Here is a 14,201-nt window from a genome sequence, read left to right as displayed (position 1 = left end):
ACTGTCGGGCCCCGGGGAGGCGACTCCCCGGGGCCCTTCCCCTCGCACCCGCTCCCAGCAGGCACTATTCAAGGTCTTCCGCCATGGCGCATACTCTCCCCGCTACGGCAAGCGGAAGAGAGTCGATCGCCGATGCTGGATGTTCTGGGCCTCGAACCCGATGACGAGCACGTCTACCGGGTGCTGCTCGGACGACCGAACTCCACCCCGGTGCATCTTTCGGACCTTCTCGTGCTGTCACGGGCCCACGTCGACAAGGCGCTGTGCCGCCTCGTCGGCTGGGGGCTGGTGACCAGGTCCGCGGACGAGCGGTACACCGCCGCACCGCCGGCGATGGCGCTCGGCGCTCTCATAGCCCAGCGCCGGGACGGACTGCGTACCGCCGAACAGGCCCTGGTGACCTTCGCCGAGGAACACCGGGCCGCGATGACCGGAAGCAGCATCACCGACCTGATCGAGGTCGTCACGGGCGTCGACGCCATCCGCCACCGCTTCCTCCAGGTGCAGCAGGCGGCCCGCACGGAGGTCCGCTCCTTCATCACCGCACCGTTCGTCGCCCTGCCTCCCGACGAGAACACGGCCGAGCCCATGGCGCTCGACCGGGGGGTGCTTTTCCGGGCGGTACTGGACCGTGAAGTACTGGCGGAGCCGGGCATCGTCCACGACGCCATCGACTCCCTGCGCAACGGCGTGCAACTGCGTGTCGCCGACCATCTGCCGATGAAACTCGTGCTGGCCGACGCCGACCTCGGCCTGGTCCCGCTCGCGGTCACACCGGCGGGAGAGCCCGGCGCCGTACTGCTGCACCGCAGCGGCCTCCTGGACGCGCTGGACGCGTTGTTCGAGACGGTATGGCGCACGGCCCACCCGCTCCAGTTGTCGGGCACGGGAGACGAACCCGAGGCGACCGTCGAGGTCGGTCCCCAAGGCCCGACCGAGCTCGACCGCAGGATCCTCGCGCTGCTCCTGGCCGGCCTCACGGACCTGGCGGCCGCGACCCAACTCGGTCTGTCACCGCGTACGTTGCACCGGCGCCTGCGCCATCTCATGGACCTGGCCGGGGTCCGGACCCGGATGCAGCTGGGCGCCCACGCCGTACGACACGGCTGGACGGAGCCCCTGCGAACGTGACCGCGGAGTGATGGCGTCGCCTCGGCGCGCTTCGAGGGAACCGTCCGGTCCGGTGCGGCGAAAGCGACCCCTATTCAGGCGAGGACGTTGACGGCTCGGGCGACCACCAGGCCGAGAATGAGCAGGGAGACGAGGGACTGGACGCCCATGGTGATCTTGGCCCACGGCGCCAGGGGCATCACGTCGGTGGGGCTGAACGCGGTGGCGTTGGTCAGCGCGAGGTAGAGGTAGTCGACGAACCGGGGCCGCCAGTCGGCGCTTGCCACTTCGGGGTTGAGCTGCTGGGGGAAGGCGAGCGCGGGCGTTGCGGGCATGTGGTGGGCACGCGCAGCGGCCCCGCCGCAGTCGAGCTCGAAGTAGAGCATGGAGAACGCCAGAACCGTGCAGGCCCATACCGTGCTGCCGCTCTGCAGCAGACTGGTGGCGGATCCCGTCTCCTTGCCGCCCTGGAGGATGTCGTCCACCAGCCGGACGGTGGACCAGACGGCGCTGAGCGCGAGCACGCCCACCAGGGCGATCGACATGGTGCGCAGTACCGTCGAGCGCCGGTCGATCCGGCCGGGGTCGCCGGCGATGAGCGCGAGCAGAAGCAGTCCCTCGACGGCCGGGAGCACCCAGCGAGGCGCCAGACGGAGGTCGTCGGGAAGCAGGAGGGTGAGCACCATCGCGGCGACGACGGCCGCGGCCATCGGCCACCGGTGCTCACCGACGGGCCCGTGCGGACTCGATCTCTCGGGGGCCTTGGGGATGCGTCCGGTCACGGTTCAACGGCCCTTACGTTCGAGTGCGGAGTGGTTGTCGCCGTCCTGCCCTCGGAAGATATAGCGGGCAGGTGGGCGGGGTGCGGATCTCATACCTCGGCGCTTCGAAGACGAGGTGCTCGACCTCGGCTTCGGCCTTCGGGGTGGAGCGGCAGGCCAGGTCGGAGCCTGGGGAGCGTCAAGGTACGGATGCTGACCTTTTGCTGACCCCCAGCCAGATCGCGAGCTGTTGACCTGCGGAAACGTGACCGCTACACGGGTTGTGGTGGAACTTCGTGGCCCGCGCGGACGAGGAGATCCGCCAGGCGAGAGAGGACTGGATGGCCGGCTCCCGCTTCGGCGAGGTGAAGGGGTATGGCGGCGGCCGATCGGACACGCCGGAGGTGCCCACGACCCAGTTGGAGGCGTGGGTCCGGTGCGCTGAACTGGGATTTCCTCCTTCGAGCTGGTGTGGGGTCGGGAAATGCCCGACCCCTGCCTGCGGCTGTCGTGGCGACTGTGGGAGGGGCATGTCGCGGCCCTCCCACAGTCGCGTAGTCGGCGGGTGTATTTCCAGTGTGTACTCGTGTGGGAGCAGGTCTGGTCGGCTGAATGCCGACCTTTTGCTGACTTCACTGACAGGGCATCAAGTATCTCGATTGCCCGGCGCGGGGTGACGGCGGGCCCGTCCCGGCACCGTAGCCTGTGCTGCTCATGGGCCGGCGAGACGTCGTGGTTCGGCTGTCCCTGCCGGCTGCCGCGGCTCCAGCCGGGTCGAGCAGGACGAAGAGGGTGTTCAGGGCGTGCTTGGGGTCCTTACGGCCTCGATGCGGTCGTCCTGCTCGCCTTCCTTACGGGCCCCTCCTGTTGTCCGCACCGGGCGGCATCGGATGCGTCCTGCTCTGCATCGGCCTGACCGGCGCCCAGGGGTCCACCAGGGCCGGCGTCGGTGGCTCCCGCGTGGTGACGCGTGGCCGAGTGGGCACGACGTGGGAGCGGGATGCCACGTCGTCAGGGTGGATCGGTTGCGCGGCTGAAGTAGGAAAAGCCTGTACAGGATTCACGCGTTTCCTTTCGCCGCGCTGTCACCATTCGGCCAAGGCCCCGTCCTGCCGGCGCCAGACCGGGTTGCGCCAGCGATGGCCCGTCGCGGCGGCGTGCTCGACGGCCTTCTCGTCGACTTCGATGCCGAGGCCGGGTTCCGTGAGCAGGCCCACGTGTCCGTCCTCGTACCGGAAGACCGAGGGGTCGACGAGGTAGTCGAGCAGGTCGGAGCCGGTGTTGTAGTGGATGCCGAGGCTCTGCTCCTGGATGAGCAGGTTGGGGGAGGCGAAGCCGACCTGGAGGCAGGAGGCGAGCGCGATCGGTCCCAGCGGGCAGTGCGGGGCGAGGGAGACGTCGTACGCCTCGGCCATCGCGGCGATCCTGCGGACCTCCGAGATGCCGCCGGCGTGCGAGAGGTCGGGCTGGGCGACGGCTATGCCCGAGCCGAGGACCTTCTTGAAGTCCCAGCGGGAGTAGAGGCGTTCGCCGGTCGCGACGGGAATGCTGGTGGAGCGGACGATGTCGCCGATGTGCTCGCTCAGTTCCGGTACGAGCGGTTCCTCAACGAAGAACGGCAGGTACGGCTCCAGGAGCGGCAAGACCCGGCGGGCCATGGGGATGGTGAGGCGGCCGTGGAAGTCCACGGCGATGTCGAACTCGTCGCCGACGGCCTCGCGGAGGGAGGCGACGCGGTCGACGATCCCCTGCACGGCCTTGGGCGTGTCGATGAACTCCAGCTGGGGCGAGGCGTTCATCTTGATCGCGGTGAAGCCTTCGGCCTTGCGGGCCAGGGCCTGCTCGACAACCTCGTCGGGGCGGTCGCCGCCGATCCAGCTGTACACCCGGGCGCGGTCGCGGACGTTGCCGCCCAACAGCTGCCACACCGGGACGCCGAGCGCCTTGCCCTTGATGTCCCACAGCGCCTGGTCGATTCCGGCGACGGCGCTGGAGAGGACGGGGCCGCCGCGGTAGAAGCCGCCCTTGGTGAGGACCTGCCAGTGGTCCTCGATGCGCATCGGATCCTGGCCGACGAGGTAGTCGCTCAGCTCGTCGACGGCGGCGGCGACCGTGTGCGCCCGACCTTCGATGACCGGTTCGCCCCAGCCGGTGACGCCCTCGTCGGTCTCGACCTTCAGGAAGCACCAGCGGGGGGCGACGAGGTAGGTGCGCAGGGCGGTGATCTTCACTTGGACTCCTTCTTCACGGACCAGCCGCCGTCGACGACGAGTTCCGTACCGGTGATGTACGAGGCGTCGGCGGACGCCAGGAAGGCGACCGCGGAGGCCACTTCGTCCGCCGCCCCGAGCCTGTCGAGCGCAGTGGCGCGGGCGGACATCCGCTGGTCCTCCTCGCTCACCTCGTCCCAGACGTCGGTGAGGATGGGGCCGGGCAGGACGGAGTTGAACCGGACATCGGGCCCGTACTCGACGGCCAGTTGGCGGATCAGCGCGCAGATGCCGCCCTTCGCGGCCGCGTAGGCGGGGTTGCCGGGCAGGCCGAAGTTGGCGTGCACGCTGGAGGTCGCGACGAAGCAGCCCTTCGTGGACCGCAGGTCGTCCAGAAAAGTGCGGGCGGCGAGGTAGAGGGCCTTGAGGTTGACCGAGATCTCCCGGTCCCAGGCGTCTGCGGTCAGTTCGTGGGCCGCGCCGGGGAGGTGGATGAAGGCGTTGTTGTGCACGACGTCGGCCGGGCCCGCGATCTCGTGCGTCCGGTCGCGCAGCCGCTCCCAGTGCTCCGGGGAGGAGACGTCGCAGTGGACGTAGGCGGCGCGCGCGCCACCGGCGACGATGCGCTCGACGACGGCCTGCCCGGCCGCGTCGGCGATGTCGGCGAGGATGACGGTGGCGCCTTCGGAGGCCAGTCTCAGCGCGGTGGCCGCGCCGATGCCGCCAGCGGCGCCTGTGACCACCGCGGTCTTTCCTGAGAAGCGTTGCATGAGGGTGATTCCTGTCGTTTCGGATCGAGTCCGGGAGGGGGCGATGCCCGCTCGCTCTCCTGGTGAGGGATCAGCGGATGACGTCGTCGCCGGTGAGCAGGGACAGTTCCTCCCGGCGGGGGAGGCCCTCCCAATCGCCCTGGACGGACACGGCGAACGAGCCGCAGGTCGCCGCGGTGAGCAGCCGTTCGGCCGGTGATGCGCCGTCGAGGTACGCCGCCAGGTATCCGGCGACGAAGGCGTCGCCCGCGCCGATCGGGTCGACGACCGTGACCGGCACGGGTGGCTGGGCCAGGACCGCTCCGTCGATCGCCGCCAGCGCGCCCTCGGCGCCGAGCTTGACGACGGCCTGCTGCGGACCGAGTGCCGTCAGCGCCTGCGCCGTCTCCTCCGGGGGTGCCTCGTCGACGAGGAGCCGCGCCTCCTCGGGCCCGGCGAAGACGAGGTCGGCCTGCCGGACGAGGAAGCCCAGTTCGTCGGCCGCGTCGTCCCTGGACCACAGCAGCGCGCGGTAGTTGACGTCGAGGGAGACGACGACTCCGGCCCGACGGGCGATGTCGACGGCGCGGCGTACGGCGTCCCGGGCGGTACGGCCGAGAGCGGGGGTGATGCCGGTGATGTGCAGCAACCGTGCCGAAGAGACCAGTCTTTCGTCGATGTCTCCGGGCGCGAGACGGGAGCCGGCGAGGCCGCGGCGGTAGTAGGCGGAGCGGGTGTGGTCGGCCGTGCGGCGTTCGCGGAGCATCAGTCCGGTGGGGAGGTCCGGTTCGACGTGGACGTGGGACACGTCGACACCTTCCGACCGCAGTCCGTGGACGATCATCGTGCCGGCGGCGTCCGCGCCGACCCGGCCGATCCACGAGGCGGAGTGGCCGAGACGGCTGACCCCGATGGCGACGGTCGCCTCGGCTCCGGCGAAGGACAGGTTGGCGGGTTTCCCGGGCGCGAGGGGTCCGGGGGTGCTCGCCGCCACCACGGCCATCGACTCGCCCAGGGTCACCAGGGCGGTCATCCGCGTGCTCCCGTCACGAGACCGACGAGCCGGGACGTACGGTCGGCGAGGGCGGACAGATTGCCGCTCTCGCAGGCGTCGCCGACGAGGGGGCTGCCCATGCCGAGCGCGGTGGCACCCGCCCGGAGGTAGCCGGGAGCGTCGTCGAGGTCGATGCCGCCGGTGGGCACGAGCGGTACGCCGGGGAGCGGCGCGCGGACGGCACGGAGGTACTCCGGGCCTCCGACGGCGGCGGGAAACAGTTTCACCATGGAGGCGCCGGCATGCCACGCCGTCAGGATCTCCGTCGGGGTGAGGGCGCCGGGCAGCACCGGGACTCCGAGCCGGCGGGCTTCGGCGATCACCTCGGGCTGGGTGGCCGGGGTGATGAGGTACTCGGCGCCCGCGGCCACCGCTGCCTCGGCCTCGTGCGGGGTGGTGACCGTGCCGGCGCCGAGCGTGAGGCCGTCGGGCAGGTCCTGGGTGTACTCGCGCAGGGCGGCGAGGACCCCGGGGGTGGTGAGCGTGAATTCGATCGCGCGGATGCCGCCCTGGCGCAGGGTGTCGGCGACTTCGGGGAACCGGTCGGCGGAACTTGAGCGCAAGATCGCCACGACGGGCATGGCGGCGAGCGCGGCGGAGAGGGTGGTGGTCATGTCGTCTCCTGGGGGACGAGGTCGTCGAACGGCACGGCCGGAAGTCCGGCGATGCCCGGACGGCAGACGAACAGCCGTCCGGCGTGGCGTTCTTCGTTCAGCTGTTGCTGGGTCAGTTCTTCGGTCGCCGTCGTGATCACGAGGGTGTCGAGGGCGGGGCCGGCGAAGACGACACTGGACACGTGCGAGGTGCCGACGTGCACGACGGTGTGGCAGGTGCCGTCGGGTGCGAAGGCACGGACCTGGCCCGCTCCCCAGACCGCGACCCACACGTTGCCGTCACGGTCGACGGTCAGGCCGTCCGGGAAGCCGCCTTCGATCGAGGCGAAGGGCCGACGACCGCTGGGAGTGCCGGTGGCGAGGTCGTAGTCGAACACGTCGACACGGCCGGTCGGGCTGTCGGCGTAGTACATCAGGGAGCCGTCGGGGCTCCAGCCGAGACCGTTGGAGATGGTCACGGAATCGAGCAGCACCCGCATGCCGTCCGGGCCTAGCTGGTAGAGGGAGCCTGCCCCCTCGGTCGCGTCGTAGGCCATGGTGCCGGCGAGGAGACGCCCGTGGGGGTCGCACGCGGCGTCGTTGAACCGTCGCCGTATGCCGTCCGGGGGGAGGGACAGGGAGGCGATCTCTTCGGATCGGCCACCGTTGTCGATCCTCATGACGGACGTGGACATCGGGGCGATCAGCGCGCCCCTGCGGCTCGGCAGGACGGCACCGACCGGGCCGCCGGGGGTGAGCGTGACGTGAGGCAGTACGTCGGGCAGACCGGTGCCGTCCGCGGACGGCACCAGGCTGCCGCGGTGGATGAGGCCGGCGGTGATGTCGACCCACAACAGCTCGTGCGCGGCAGGATCCCACAGGGGGCCCTCGCAGAGTCTGCCGGGATCTGGGCTGCAGGGACGGGCCCTCAAGTGGCGCATACAGAAGTCTCCTTGCTCGTTGTTAACGTAACTATTTGCCTGACCCCCTGTAAACAGCCCCCTTCGGGATGTCGGCCCGCCGGCTCGGCGGAAGGGCTCGCTCGGGGCGGACGCGCTCATGGAGAAGCGGCCCGGAGGGGTTGGGGCGCGGACGGCCTCGCCGCCGCCTCCCTGTGGGATGGCCTCGAGGGCCGGCTCCGCCGTCGAGGGATTGCGCACGCCGGCGCCCCCTCGGGTGTGAAGCCGCGTGAAGCGACGCGCCCGGAGCTGTGGGGTTCGACGGGATCAGAATACTGTTTGCGTAAACATCAAGTGAAGGGGGCCGTCGCTTCAGAGGACCGCCTCATGCGGTAGTAGCTGCCGAGAAAGCCGTCGGCGCGCTGACCGTCCCGGTTCCTCCGCCACTTCAGAGGTGGCCGTGCACCTGAGTCAGTACCCCTCGCTCTTCCCCGCCCGCAGTCCGGACCGCGGCAGGCGGGCCGCAGCGCTGGTTGTGTCCGCCGAGGCGGCCAGGGTCCGCCAGGCGCGTCATTCCGTGACCGCGGCGCTGCGCCGGTGGGGCTGGGTCGGCCGGAACCGAACGTCCACGTCGCTTGCTTCGGACGGAAGACTGATGGAAGGCGTCATCGAGAACGGCAGCCCGTCGAGGTGATTCGCGCGATGGTCACCCGTGCCCACGGCACGGACCAGGTGTGCGACGCGGACGAGGCCTGCATCGGCGAACTGGGCGACGGCTGCTTCGGCGTGGCCCACGAGTGCGACGCCATGGCCGCCTAACCGGCGGCGCTTCGGCTGACCTGGCAGCACACGAAGCCTCCAGCGCTGGTGGTGGTCGACCTCTCCGGTGGAGGCCATGAGCCGTGCGATGCCGACCGCTCCTTCATGGCACACGTCGATGCGGACGACCTCGACGCCGTGAGGGGGACACTGACCCGGTCGCAGGTCTGCGCCCACGACGAGGCGCTCGGCGCGATCACCCGGGGGCTGAACGGCATCCGGCGCACTGCGTTCGGCCCGCTGGCCGGGCCGGGTGAAACTACGTGACGCAGGGCCTTTCTGCGGATGGTCGAGGAAGTGCCGGGCGATGGCGAACGACGCGGCGCCGATCTGCGCACGACTACGACTGGATCCTCGAGGTCGTGGCGGCCCGTGCCGATGCGCTGGGCGGGGAAGCGGGGGTCGCGGGTGCGCAGCCGGATGTCCGGTTCGGCGAGCAGCCGCGAGGGTATGCCGCCGCCCTCCCACTCGGCGCAGATGTACGGGCCGGGGCGGAGCAGGACGTGGAGTCCTTCGGCGGCGGCGAGGTCGAGGAAGCGGGGGAGGTCGAGGCCTGCGTCCATCACGAAGCGGTCGGGGCGTGGCTGGTGCAGGTTCCAGGGGACGTAGGTCTCGACGGTGTTGAGGCCCATGAGCCGTGCCTTGCGGAGCCGGTCCTGCCACTGGTCGGGGTGGACCCGGAAGTAGTGCAGCCCGCCGGACAGGATGCGGAAGGGGTGGCCGTCGAGCAGGAAGCCGGCCTGGTCTGTCTGGAGAACGGGCATGCGCTGTGTGCTCCTGCAGGTGAAAGGTCGTGCGGGACCGCGGTGTCACCCTGATCCATTGACGCAGACACCTCTCAGGGTGCGGCAAGCCCTTTCCGCGGGCTTGCGGGGGCGGAGCCTCGACGTGGCTCCGCCCCCGCGTCGAGCGGGTTACTTGTTGACGGTGAAGCCCTGGTCCTTGCCGTACTTGACGCTGGCGTCCTGCCAGGCCTTCAGGCCCTCGGAGAGCTTGGTGGGGGAGACGTAGGCCTTGCCGACGGTGTCGTTGAAGATGGAGTTGGCGTAGACCTGGTAGGGCAGGTACTGCCAGTCGGAGCCCACGTTGGCGGCCGACTCGGCGAAGATCTGGTTGGCCTTCTGGCCGCCGAAGTACGGGAACTCGGTGTCCAGGAACGCCTTGGACTCCAGGTCGGCGCGGGTGGCGGGGAAGGCGCCCTGGGCGACGCGGGAGCTCGCGCCGGTGCCGGTGGTGGCGAACTCGGCGAAGGCGTAGGCGAGTTCCTTGTTCTTGGCGACCTTCGGGACGGCCAGCGAGCTGCCGCCGTTCTCGGCGCTCGCCTTGCCGCCCTTCTTCCACTGCGGGAGCGGGGCGACCCGCCAGTCGCCGGAGGCGGAGGCGACGCCGGAGGCGAAGTTGGCCGGCATCCAGGCGCCGGTGGTCAGGGTGGCGATGGAGCCGTCGGCGAGGCCCTTGTACCAGGCGTCGCTCCAAGGGTTGACGGGTGAGAGGAGCTTCTCGTCGAGGAGCTTCTGCCAGGTGGCGGCGTACGTCTTGGAGCCGTCGTCCGTGAAGTCGATCTTCACATCGGTTCCGTCGGTCTTGTACGGGTGACCGCCGGCCTGCCAGATCAGGCTGGTGGTGGCGCCGGCGTCGCCGGTGTCGTTGGCGATGAAGACCTTCGGGTCGGCCTTGTGGAGGGCGCGGGCTGCCTCCACGTACTCGTCCCAGGTGGTCGGCACCTTGATGTGGTGCTTGTCGAAGACCTTCTTGTTGTAGAAGAACGCCATCGGGCCGGAGTCCATGGGCAGCGCGTAGATGGCGTCGTCCTGGTGGACAGCGTTCCAGGGGCCGGAGGTGAAGCTCGTGGCGTGCTTGGTGGCGCCGTAGGGGGCGAGGTCCTCGACGGACTTGCCGATGGTGAACTGGCCGAGGGCGTAGTACTCGACCTGGGCGACGTCGGGCGCGCCCGAGCCGGCGGCTATCGCGTTCTGGAGAGCCGTGTACTGCTTGTCGCCGGTGCCGGCGTTCACCAGCTCGACGTCGACCTTCGGGTACTTCTGCTCGAAGTCCTCCGCGACCTTCTTCAGAGTGGGCTCCCAGGCCCACACGGTCACCTTGCCGCCCTTCTCCAGCGCGGCCGCGACCTCCTTCGGACCACTCGTGCCGGCCGAGCCGCCGTCGGCGGCATCGGAGCCGCAGGCCGTGGCGGTCAGCGCGATCGTGGAGGCCACGGCGACGGCGCCGAGCAGTCTGAGGGAGGAGTGCGTTCTCATGGGATGGGCTCCTGGTCGGTGATGAGGGTGGGAGGGGCGGGGAGCGTGGGGGTGGACTGAAGGGCGTGGGTCAGGGGGCGATGGTCATTCCTTGACGCTGCCCGCGGCCAGACCGGACTGCCAGTAACGCTGGAGCAGCAGGAAGGCGGCGACGATCGGAACGATCGTGAGCAGGGAACCGGTGATGATCAGATCGAAGACGGGCTCGCCGCCGGCGGTCTGGGCCTGGGCGTTCCAGGCGTTCAGGCCGAGGGTGAGCGGGTACCAGTCGGGGTCCTTGATCATGATCAGCGGCAGGAAGTAGTTGTTCCAGGTCGCGACCATCGAGAAGAGCAGCACGGTGACCGTGCCCGGCATCAGCAGCGGCAGCGCGACCGTGAAGAAGGTGCGCACCTCGCCCGAGCCGTCGATGCGCGCGGCCTCAAGGAGCTCCGTGGGGACGGCTTCGGCCGCGAACACCCACATCAGGTAGAGGCCGAAGGGGGAGATCAGCGACGGGATGATCACGGCCCACGGGGTGTTGGTCAGGCCCATGGTGCTGAACATCAGGAAGGTGGGCACGGCCAGCGCGGTGCCGGGCACGGCCACGGCGCCGATGACGACCGCGAAGACCGCCTTGCGGCCGGGGAAGTCGTACTTCGCGAGGGCGTAGCCGCCGAGGACGGCGAGGACCGTCGCGCCGCCCGCGCCGACGACGACGTACAGCAGGGTGTTGAGCAGCCAGCGGACGAAGACGCCGTCGTCGTACGTGAGGGTGCGGACGATGTTGTCCCAGAGGTTGACGTCGCCGGCGAACCACAGCCCGAAGGAGTTGAGCAGGCTCTTCTGGTCCTTCGTGGCGTTGATGAAGAGCCAGGCCAGCGGCAGCAGGGTGTAGACGAGCACCAGGCCGGTGACCAGCGTCAGCGGGATGCTGGGGCGCGGGTTGAGCGGGGTCTGCGGGGGCTTCCTGCGACCTCGCGCCGAGGCGGTGCGGCCGGCGGCCCTGTGCGTGCTCGGACCCGTGCCCGGGGTGGTGGCCGGTCCGGCGGGGGCGCCGGCGTCGGTGGCGGCCGCGGTGGTGAGGGGGGTGGTCATGTGTCAGCCCTTCCGCATGCCGCGCAGCTGGACCGCGTAGGCGATGATCGCGGTGATCACGCCCATCACGATCGCGACGGTCGCCGCGTAGTTGTGCTGCTGGCCCGCGAAGGACAGCGAGTAGGTGTAGAGGTTCGGGGTGAAGTCGCTGGTGATGGCATTGGGGGCGAGCTTCTGCAGGATGCTGGGCTCGTTGAAGAGCTGGAAGCTTCCGATGATCGAGAAGATCGTGGCGATGACCACGGCGCTGCGGATCGCCGGCAGCTTGATGGACCACACGACGCGCCACTCGCCGGCTCCGTCGATGGCCGCCGCCTCGTAGAGCGAGCTCGGTACGACCTTGAGCGCCGAGTAGAAGATCAGCATGTTGTACCCGACGAACTCCCAGGTCACGATGTTGCCGATGGAGGCCAGGGCCAGGGAGGGGGAGAGCGGGTTGGGCAGGGTGACCCCGAGCGCCTCGTTGATGTTGCCGACGAGACCGAACTGCGTGCCGTACATGAAGCCCCAGATGAGGCTGGCGACGACGGCCGGCACGGCGTACGGCAGGAAGACGGAGACGCGGAAGAAGGTCTTGCCGTAGAGTCGGCCGCTGTCGATCGCCAATGCGACCAGCAGCGCGATCCCCAGCATGACGGGGACCTGGACCAGGAGGAACATACCGACCCGTGTCAGGCCGTCCCAGAAGCGGGGATCGGTCAGCGCCTCGCCGTAGTTGTCGAGGCCGACGAAGGACGTTCCGCCGATGAGCCGGTTCTGGAAGAGGCTCAGGTATATGGCGTATCCGATCGGAGCCAGGAAGACGAGAGCGAAGACGGCGACGAACGGGCCGACGAAACCCCAGCCCACGAAGGCTTCCTTGCGGAAGCGGAGACGGGCGCGTGCGCGCGGCGGTGGCGCCGCCGTGGCGCGCGTCGACAGGAGCGTCATGGCTGAGGTCCTTGCGTCGGTGACCGGACGGTCCGGAGACAGGGAGCAGAAAAGTGATACCGGGGACAGAAGCGACCCCGGGGGTAGCCGATGAGAAATGTTTACGTAATCATCGGGTAGCGAGATGGTGACACCCCCATGGGGGGGCGTCAAGCGTGCAGCGTGAATGTGAGGGATTCCGTGGCAGAGATGAAACCGGCCGAGGTGCCGACGCCGGCCGGCGGCACGGGCCGCAGGGCCGGGCGGGGCAGGCCGCGACGGGTGTCGATGGCGGACGTGGCGCAGCTCGCGGGCGTCTCGTCCCAGACGGTCTCCCGGGTCTCCAACGGGGACCCCGCCGTCATCGAGAGCACCCGGCTGAAGGTCCTCGAAGCCATGAACCAGCTGGGCTACCGGCCCAACAGTGCGGCCCGCGCCCTCAAGCGCGGCGACTTCCGCGCCATCGGCGTCATCACCATGGGCCTCACCAGCACGGGGAACGTGCGCACCCTGGACGCGATCGCGGGCTCGGCCTCCCGCGAGGGCTACGCCGTCACCCTGATCCCGCTGGACGCCCCCACGCAGGAGAACGTCAAGGGCGCCTTCACGCGGCTCGACGAGCTGGCCGTCGACGCCGTCGTCCTCATCATGGAGGTCCACCTGCTCGACACGGCCGCCCTGACCCTTCCCCCGCACGTCAAGGTGGTCGTCGTGGACTCCGACGCCACCGGGCGCTTCCCCGTCGTGGACACCGACCAGCGGCAGGGAGCACGACAGGCCGTCCAGCACCTGCTCGACCTCGGACACGAGACGGTGTGGCACCTGGCCGGGCCCGAGGAGTCCTTCGCCGCCGGCCGCCGCTCGGACGCCTGGGAGGCGACGCTGCGCGAGGAGGGCCGGGCGGTCCCGCCGGCCCTGCGCGGGGACTGGACCCCCGAATCCGGCTACGAGGCGGGCCTGCGGCTCGCCGACGAACCCGGCTGCACGGCCGTCTTCGTCGCCAACGACCAGATGGCCCTCGGCGTCCTGCGGGCCTTCCACGAGCGCGGCCGGCGGGTACCCGAGGACGTGAGCGTCGTCGGCTTCGACGACATCCCCGACGCGGCTTCCTACATCCCCCCGCTCACGACCGTCCGGCAGGACTTCGCCGAGGTCGGCGCGCTGTGCGTCGACGCCGCTCTGCGCGAGCTGCGCGGCGAGACGGTGACCGGTGTACGGCTCGTGCCGACCGCCCTGGTGGAACGGTCCAGCACGGCGGCTCCACGCCCGGCCGGGGGTGTGTGAGGGGGGAGGGGCCGTTGTTCTTCGGGAAGGGCATGGAATGAGTCGGGGAGAGGCGTCGAGGGGGCGTAGGGTCGGCGCTGCTTGCTTGTGGCCTGGGGGTCGGGCCCGGGAGGCTCGATGCCGGGTCCGCGAGGCCGGGGCCTGAGCCGGGGCCAGGGCCCGCGAGGCGGGTGCGGCCGACCGCAGGAGTTGAATCCGCCCCCTGCGAAGCAACGGCTTCGCCGGGCCCCGTCGCGTGTTGTATCGCACAGTGACGCGTGAAACCTGTGAAAGCGGGCTCCGAGCTTCTTGACACCTTGGTTTCGCCGCTCCCAGACTCTCCCCACGACGGACCGTGTTAACGAAAACATCGAGAAGTGGGCACCTCGGGTGCCTCTCGCGTCAAGGCGATGGACGCGGCTCCGCCCACCCCCGATCGGCGCGTGCTCCTGTCCCGAGCCCGCGCCACGGTCCGGGGGGCGCGTCCCCGGGTGCGGCC

General features: G+C 70.1%; 11 protein-coding genes and 1 pseudogene. 2 read left to right on the top strand and 10 right to left on the bottom strand.

Annotation, left to right across the window (positions count from 1 at the left end):
• The first annotated feature begins 132 nt into the window (after positions 1–132).
• The gene (locus GGE06_RS25945) at positions 133–1,131 is read left to right on the top strand and encodes a helix-turn-helix domain-containing protein (protein ID WP_116163894.1); all 999 of its coding nucleotides are present in this window, start codon (positions 133–135) and stop codon (positions 1,129–1,131) included.
• Positions 1,132–1,205: 74 nt separating this feature from the next.
• On the opposite strand, the gene GGE06_RS25940 is transcribed toward GGE06_RS25945, so the two are convergent.
• The 10 genes and pseudogenes from GGE06_RS25940 to GGE06_RS25895 form a co-directional block, all read right to left on the bottom strand.
• A complete protein-coding gene (locus GGE06_RS25940) occupies positions 1,206–1,892 on the bottom strand; it encodes a hypothetical protein (RefSeq protein ID WP_116163896.1) in 687 nt (228 codons plus the stop codon).
• A gap of 1,064 nt (positions 1,893–2,956) precedes the next feature.
• Complete coding sequence (gene dgoD, locus GGE06_RS25935; RefSeq protein ID WP_116163898.1) at positions 2,957–4,102, bottom strand: galactonate dehydratase; 1,146 nt, start codon at positions 4,100–4,102, stop codon at positions 2,957–2,959.
• Positions 4,099–4,851: an SDR family NAD(P)-dependent oxidoreductase gene (locus GGE06_RS25930; RefSeq protein WP_116163900.1), complete on the bottom strand. Its 753-nt coding sequence runs from the start codon at positions 4,849–4,851 to the stop codon at positions 4,099–4,101. Before GGE06_RS25930 ends, dgoD begins: the two co-directional genes overlap by 4 nt.
• A gap of 70 nt (positions 4,852–4,921) precedes the next feature.
• A complete protein-coding gene (locus GGE06_RS25925) occupies positions 4,922–5,863 on the bottom strand; it encodes a sugar kinase (protein ID WP_116163902.1) in 942 nt (313 codons plus the stop codon).
• On the bottom strand, positions 5,860–6,498 hold the full coding sequence (locus tag GGE06_RS25920; protein WP_184931920.1) for a bifunctional 4-hydroxy-2-oxoglutarate aldolase/2-dehydro-3-deoxy-phosphogluconate aldolase: 639 nt from the start codon (positions 6,496–6,498) through the stop codon (positions 5,860–5,862). Before GGE06_RS25920 ends, GGE06_RS25925 begins: the two co-directional genes overlap by 4 nt.
• Positions 6,495–7,418, bottom strand: a complete 924-nt coding sequence (locus GGE06_RS25915) for an SMP-30/gluconolactonase/LRE family protein (protein ID WP_116163906.1) — start codon at positions 7,416–7,418, stop codon at positions 6,495–6,497. Before GGE06_RS25915 ends, GGE06_RS25920 begins: the two co-directional genes overlap by 4 nt.
• 1,169 nt (positions 7,419–8,587) lie before the next feature.
• Positions 8,588–8,959: pseudogene (locus GGE06_RS25910) on the bottom strand (beta-galactosidase); the annotation flags it as partial.
• A gap of 150 nt (positions 8,960–9,109) precedes the next feature.
• Complete coding sequence (locus GGE06_RS25905; protein WP_116163908.1) at positions 9,110–10,453, bottom strand: ABC transporter substrate-binding protein; 1,344 nt, start codon at positions 10,451–10,453, stop codon at positions 9,110–9,112.
• Between the two features lie 84 nt (positions 10,454–10,537).
• Complete coding sequence (locus GGE06_RS25900) at positions 10,538–11,530, bottom strand: carbohydrate ABC transporter permease (protein ID WP_116163910.1); 993 nt, start codon at positions 11,528–11,530, stop codon at positions 10,538–10,540.
• 3 nt (positions 11,531–11,533) lie between these two features.
• Positions 11,534–12,460, bottom strand: coding sequence for a carbohydrate ABC transporter permease (locus GGE06_RS25895; protein WP_184931919.1), 927 nt, complete (start codon positions 12,458–12,460; stop codon positions 11,534–11,536).
• Positions 12,461–12,727: 267 nt separating this feature from the next.
• Here GGE06_RS25895 and GGE06_RS25890 point away from each other — a divergent pair, with 267 nt between their 5' ends.
• The gene (locus GGE06_RS25890; protein ID WP_184931969.1) at positions 12,728–13,723 is read left to right on the top strand and encodes a LacI family DNA-binding transcriptional regulator; all 996 of its coding nucleotides are present in this window, start codon (positions 12,728–12,730) and stop codon (positions 13,721–13,723) included.
• Positions 13,724–14,201 lie beyond the last annotated feature (478 nt).

Origin of the sequence: Streptomyces nymphaeiformis, from assembly GCF_014203895.1 — a bacterium.
Lineage (GTDB): Bacteria > Actinomycetota > Actinomycetes > Streptomycetales > Streptomycetaceae > Streptomyces > Streptomyces nymphaeiformis.
The sequence above is the reverse complement of the archived record's forward strand: the minus strand, read 5'-3'. Positions and strand labels throughout refer to the sequence as shown.

Bases quoted from the DNA above. Each gene is read 5' to 3' on its own strand.
- GGE06_RS25945 (WP_116163894.1), top strand. From the start codon at position 133: ATGCTGGATGTTCTGGGCCTCGAACCCGATGACGAGCACGTCTACCGG.
- GGE06_RS25930 (WP_116163900.1), bottom strand. From the start codon at position 4,851: ATGCAACGCTTCTCAGGAAAGACCGCGGTGGTCACAGGCGCCGCTGGC.
- GGE06_RS25925 (WP_116163902.1), bottom strand. From the start codon at position 5,863: ATGACCGCCCTGGTGACCCTGGGCGAGTCGATGGCCGTGGTGGCGGCG.
- GGE06_RS25920 (WP_184931920.1), bottom strand. From the start codon at position 6,498: ATGACCACCACCCTCTCCGCCGCGCTCGCCGCCATGCCCGTCGTGGCG.
- GGE06_RS25915 (WP_116163906.1), bottom strand. From the start codon at position 7,418: ATGCGCCACTTGAGGGCCCGTCCCTGCAGCCCAGATCCCGGCAGACTC.
- GGE06_RS25905 (WP_116163908.1), bottom strand. From the start codon at position 10,453: ATGAGAACGCACTCCTCCCTCAGACTGCTCGGCGCCGTCGCCGTGGCC.
- GGE06_RS25900 (WP_116163910.1), bottom strand. From the start codon at position 11,530: ATGACCACCCCCCTCACCACCGCGGCCGCCACCGACGCCGGCGCCCCC.
- GGE06_RS25895 (WP_184931919.1), bottom strand. From the start codon at position 12,460: ATGACGCTCCTGTCGACGCGCGCCACGGCGGCGCCACCGCCGCGCGCA.
- GGE06_RS25890 (WP_184931969.1), top strand. From the start codon at position 12,728: ATGGCGGACGTGGCGCAGCTCGCGGGCGTCTCGTCCCAGACGGTCTCC.